The organism is Micromonospora phytophila (assembly GCF_023656545.1).
Classification (GTDB): domain Bacteria; phylum Actinomycetota; class Actinomycetes; order Mycobacteriales; family Micromonosporaceae; genus Micromonospora; species Micromonospora phytophila.
Genome location: NZ_JAMOKF010000396.1, coordinates 1 through 4,365, shown reverse-complemented (window position 1 = coordinate 4,365; position 4,365 = coordinate 1). Strand labels below are relative to the sequence as shown.

4 protein-coding genes and 1 pseudogene are annotated in these 4,365 nt (G+C 74.6%); 2 read left to right on the top strand and 3 right to left on the bottom strand.

Going from position 1 to position 4,365, the window contains the following annotated elements:
• Nucleotides 1-6 precede the first annotated feature (6 nt).
• Both NCC78_RS28145 and NCC78_RS28140 read right to left on the bottom strand, forming a co-directional pair.
• Nucleotides 7-903 (bottom strand): ribokinase, encoded by an 897-nt coding sequence (locus tag NCC78_RS28145; protein WP_250798295.1) that lies wholly within the window; start codon nucleotides 901-903, stop codon nucleotides 7-9.
• Nucleotides 904-982: 79 nt separating this feature from the next.
• Nucleotides 983-1,825 carry an ABC transporter ATP-binding protein gene (locus NCC78_RS28140; protein WP_250798293.1) on the bottom strand — a complete coding sequence of 281 codons (843 nt, stop codon included), beginning with the start codon at nucleotides 1,823-1,825 and terminating at the stop codon, nucleotides 983-985.
• 131 nt (nucleotides 1,826-1,956) lie between these two features.
• On the opposite strand from NCC78_RS28140, the gene NCC78_RS28135 reads away from it, so the two are divergent.
• Nucleotides 1,957-2,964: an ABC transporter ATP-binding protein gene (locus NCC78_RS28135; RefSeq protein ID WP_250798292.1), complete on the top strand. Its 1,008-nt coding sequence runs from the start codon at nucleotides 1,957-1,959 to the stop codon at nucleotides 2,962-2,964.
• Nucleotides 2,961-3,974: an ABC transporter permease subunit gene (locus NCC78_RS28130; protein WP_250798290.1), complete on the top strand. Its 1,014-nt coding sequence runs from the start codon at nucleotides 2,961-2,963 to the stop codon at nucleotides 3,972-3,974. Before NCC78_RS28135 ends, NCC78_RS28130 begins: the two co-directional genes overlap by 4 nt.
• A gap of 195 nt (nucleotides 3,975-4,169) precedes the next feature.
• Here NCC78_RS28130 and NCC78_RS28125 read toward each other — a convergent pair.
• Nucleotides 4,170-4,365: pseudogene (locus NCC78_RS28125) on the bottom strand (ROK family transcriptional regulator); the annotation flags it as partial.

Genomic DNA, 4,365 nt, shown 5'->3' with positions numbered 1-4,365 from the left:
CGCCGCTCAGTCCGGCACGTAGAGCTCGTCAATCTCGGCCCGGCGGGGTAGCGCCACGGAGGCGCCGAGCCGACGGGCGCAGGCCGCGCCGGCGGCGGCCGCCCAGCGCACGGCGTCGACCAGGTCGCGGCCCTCGCCCCAGGCGACGGCGAGCGCGGCGGTGAACGCGTCCCCGGCCGCGGTGGAGTCGACCACGTCGACCTTGACCGCCGGCACGTGGACCGCTGTCCCGTCCCGATCGCCGTACCAGGCGCCGTCGGCACCGAGGGTGAGCACCGCCCGGGGGGCCAGTTCGAGCAGCGCGTGCGGCTCGTGGCGGCCCCGGCCGGTGAGCGCCTGCGCCTCGTTCTCGTTGACCACCAGCAGGTCCGTCGCCGCCAGCAGCTCCGCGGGCAGCGGGACGGCCGGCGCCGCGTTGAGCACGACCCGGGTGCCGGCAGCCCGGGCGGCGACCGCCGCCTCGGTCACCGTGCCGACGGGGATCTCCAGCTGCGCGAGCAGCACGTCCGCCTCGCGTACGGCGGCCAGCTCCGGCTCGGTGAGGCCGGTCATCGACGTGTTCGCGCCGGGGCTGACCAGGATCGCGTTCTCCCCCTGGGCGTTGACCATCACCAGCGCCACCCCGGAGGTGCCGTACGCAGTGCGGGTCTGGCCGGTGTCTACCCCGGCGGCGGTGATCCGGGCGCGCAGGGTGACCCCGAACGAGTCGGAGCCGATCGCGCCGAGGAAGGCGCAGGAGGCGCCCGCCCGGGCCGCGGCGATGGCCTGGTTGGCGCCCTTGCCGCCGGGCACCATCACGAAGTCGGTGCCGAGCACCGTCTCGCCGGGCCGGGGCAGGGTCGGGGCGGCGCCCACCAGATCCATGTTGGCGCTGCCCACCACGACAACCCTGGTCTGGGCCATGCCCGCCTCCTCCGCCGCTGGCCGTGCTGCGGCGAGTGTAGGACCTGCCCGGTGCGTGCGCCCGACGTCGGCCGGGGCGTCAGGCGGCGCGGGCGGTGTACCGGTCGCCGGAGCGCTCGACCACCAGCGGGAGCCCGAAGGTCTTGGTGAGGTTGTCGCCGGTGAGCGTGTCGCCGAGCAGCCCCTGCGCCACCACCTGGCCGTCGCGCAGCAGCAGCGCGTGGGTGAAGCCGGGCGGGATCTCCTCGACGTGGTGGGTGACCAGCACCAGCGCCGGGGCGTCCGGGTCGTTCGCCAGCTCGGCGAGCCGGGCGACCAGGTCCTCGCGCCCACCGAGGTCGAGCCCGGCGGCGGGCTCGTCGAGCAGCAGCAGCTCCGGGTCGGTCATCAGCGCGCGGGCGATCTGCACCCGCTTGCGCTCCCCCTCGGACAGGGTGCCGTAGGTGCGCTCGGCGAGGCCGCCGATGCCGAGCTGGCCGAGCAGCGCCCGGGCGCGGGCCTCGTCGGCGGGGTCGTAGCTCTCCCGCCAGCGCCCGAGCACCGACCAGGCGGCCGTGACGACGACGTCGGTGACCCGCTCGTCGGCGGGCACCCGCTCGGCGAGGGCTGCGGTGGAGAGCCCGATGCGGGTACGCAGCTCGGTGACGTCGGTCCGGCCGATGCGTTCGCCGAGCACGTGCGCGGTGCCGGCGGTCGGGTGCAGCCGCCCGGCGGCGAGGTTGAGCAGCGTGGTCTTCCCGGCGCCGTTCGGGCCGAGCACCACCCAGCGCTCGTCCAGCTCGACCCGCCAGTCCACGTCGTGCAGCAGCGCGGTGCCGGACCGGCGTACGGCGACGCCGTCGAGGCTGACCACCAGATCCGCGTCCACGGGCGAGGGTGCGGGTGCGGCGCCGCCGGCGCCGGGGATCAGGTCACCAGTCACCCGACCATCCAACCACGCAGGGCCGTGGCGCCCCCCACGGGCGGCGCCCCGGCCATAGGGTGAGGCGCCGTGTCGTTGATCACCATAACCGGAGGACGGTTCATGCCCGGTCGGAGCAGGGAGCCGCGCGGATGAGCGCGGTCATCGAGATCGAGGGTCTGCGCAAGACCTTCCACAGCCTGCGGCAGGGCCGCCGGGTGGCGGTCGACGGGTTCGACCTGCTCGTGGAGTCGGGGCAGGTTCATGGGTTCCTCGGCCCGAACGGGTCGGGCAAGACCACCACGCTGCGCGCCCTGCTCGGGCTGGTCCGGGCCGACGCGGGCCGGATGACGGTGCTCGGCGTACGCGCGCCGGAGGATCTGCAGGCGGTGACGGGGCGGGTCGGGGCGATCGTGGAGAGCCCGCAGTTCTTCGGCAACTTCACCGGTCACCGGACGCTGCGTCTGCTCGCCCGGGCCGGCGGGGTGCCGACCGACCGGGTGGACGAGGTGCTGGAGCAGGTGGGCCTGCGGGACCGGGGCGACGAGCGGGTCAAGGGCTACTCGCTGGGCATGAAGCAGCGCCTGGCGGTGGCCTCGGCGCTGCTCAAGGACCCGGAGCTGCTGATCCTCGACGAGCCGGCGAACGGGTTGGACCCGGCCGGCATCCGGGAGATGCGGGACCTGATGCGCTCGCTGGCCGAGGCCGGGGTGACGGTGCTGGTGTCCAGCCACATCCTCGCCGAGATCCAGTTGATCTGCGACCACGTCACGATCATCTCGCGGGGCCGCCGGGTGGCGGCGGGGCGGGTGGACGAGGTGCTGGCCGGCTTCGACCGGCACGAGTTCCTGGTGCGGGTGGACGATCCGGCGCGGGCGGCCGAACTGCTGGGCGCGGCGGGGCTGGCGGTCACCGGGCACGACGACCACCTGGTGGTCAACGACGTGGAGGACGCCACCACGGTCAGCCGCACGCTGGGCGAGCAGGGCGTCTGGGTGCGGGAGCTGACCCCGCTGCGGCCCGACCTGGAGAGCGTCTTCCTGGAACTGACCGGCTCCGCGGCGCATCCGACGGTGCCCCGGCAGGTGGACGACTCGGCGTTGCCCGAGGGGCCCCGGGACGCGGCCATCGACCTCGACGCGAGAGGAGTCGACGCGTGAACCTGATCCGTGCCGAGCTGGAGCGCCTCGGCGCCCGCCGCTTCGTGCAGCTGATGGTCGTGCTGTTGGTGCTGGCGTTCGGTATCACCGCGGCGACGACCCTGGCCGGCTCGCACCGGCCGAGCGCCGCCGAGCTGGCCGACGCCCAGGCGCAGGCCGCCGCGGAGCGGCGCAACATGGAGCAGATCCACGACCGGTGCCTGGCGAACCAGCGGGGCAACCTGCCGGAGGAGCAGTCGGAGGACTACTTCCCCGCCGACTGCAGCGAGGTGGACCCGGCGCTGCGGGACCGGATGCCGGTCGCGGCCGACTACCTGAACGGGGTGTTCACCTTCGCCAATGACGCCCGGCCGCTGCTCTATTTCCTCATCGCCTTTCTGGTGCTCTTCGGCTTCCTGGTCGGCGCCTCCTACATCGGGGCGGACCTGAACTCCGGCGGGGTGGTCAACCTGCTGCTCTGGCGGCCGCGGCGGATGACGGTGCTCGGCACCAAGCTGGGCACGCTGCTCGGCACGGTGGCGCTGGTGTCGGTGCTCGCCTCGGCGGCCTACCTGGCCGCGTTCTGGCTGATCGGGCAGGTCGCCGGCCAGCCGGGCCACCTCGGCGGCGAGTTCTGGTCGGCCCTGGGCGGCATCTGGGGGCGCGGCATGGTGCTGGTGCTGCTGGCCACCGCGGCCGGTTTCGCCATCGCCACGCTGGGCCGGCACACGTCGGCGGCGCTCGGCGCGCTGGCCGCGTACGCGGTGGTCTGGGAGCTCGGGGCCCGGCTGGTGCTGGAGATCCTGGACGCGCCCAAGCCGGACCAGTGGATGCTCTCGAGCTACCTGGGCGGTTGGCTGACCGGTCGGGCCGAGTTCTGGGACGACCAGGCGTGCACCAACGGGTACTCCGGCTACTGCGACGGCCTGTACGCGCTGACCTGGGCGCCGTCGCTGGCCGTGCTGCTCGGGCTGACCGGCGCGTTGACCGTGGCCGCCTTCGCCCTGTTCCGCCGTCGCGACCTGATGTGACCTGAGGGGACCTCCGGCCCGGGTGCGGCAAGACCTTGCAGCACCCGGGCCGGAGGTGAAATATTCCTTCACATGACGGACCCCGGCCCGACCCGAGCCCGACGGACCGGGTCGGCGGGCGGGAAGCGGCCGGCCCGGGTCGGGCAATCCGCGGCGGCGCCCGACGGCCCGGCGCGCTCCGGCGGAAGCCCCGGGTCAGCCGACGGTGGAGCCGAACACCTCGTCGCGGACCGCGTCCAGCGCGGTACGCAGCGCACCGTTCAGGATCGGCTCCTCGGTCAGCCCGGTGGGCACCACCCGGGGGCGGACGAGCGTGATCGCGGCGACCTCGTGCTGCACCCGCTCGGCCAGGGCCGCGCCGCCGGCCTGGCCGATCTCGCCGGCGAGCACC

Bases quoted from the DNA above. Each gene is read 5' to 3' on its own strand.
- NCC78_RS28135 (WP_250798292.1), top strand. From the start codon at position 1,957: ATGAGCGCGGTCATCGAGATCGAGGGTCTGCGCAAGACCTTCCACAGC.
- NCC78_RS28145 (WP_250798295.1), bottom strand. From the start codon at position 903: ATGGCCCAGACCAGGGTTGTCGTGGTGGGCAGCGCCAACATGGATCTG.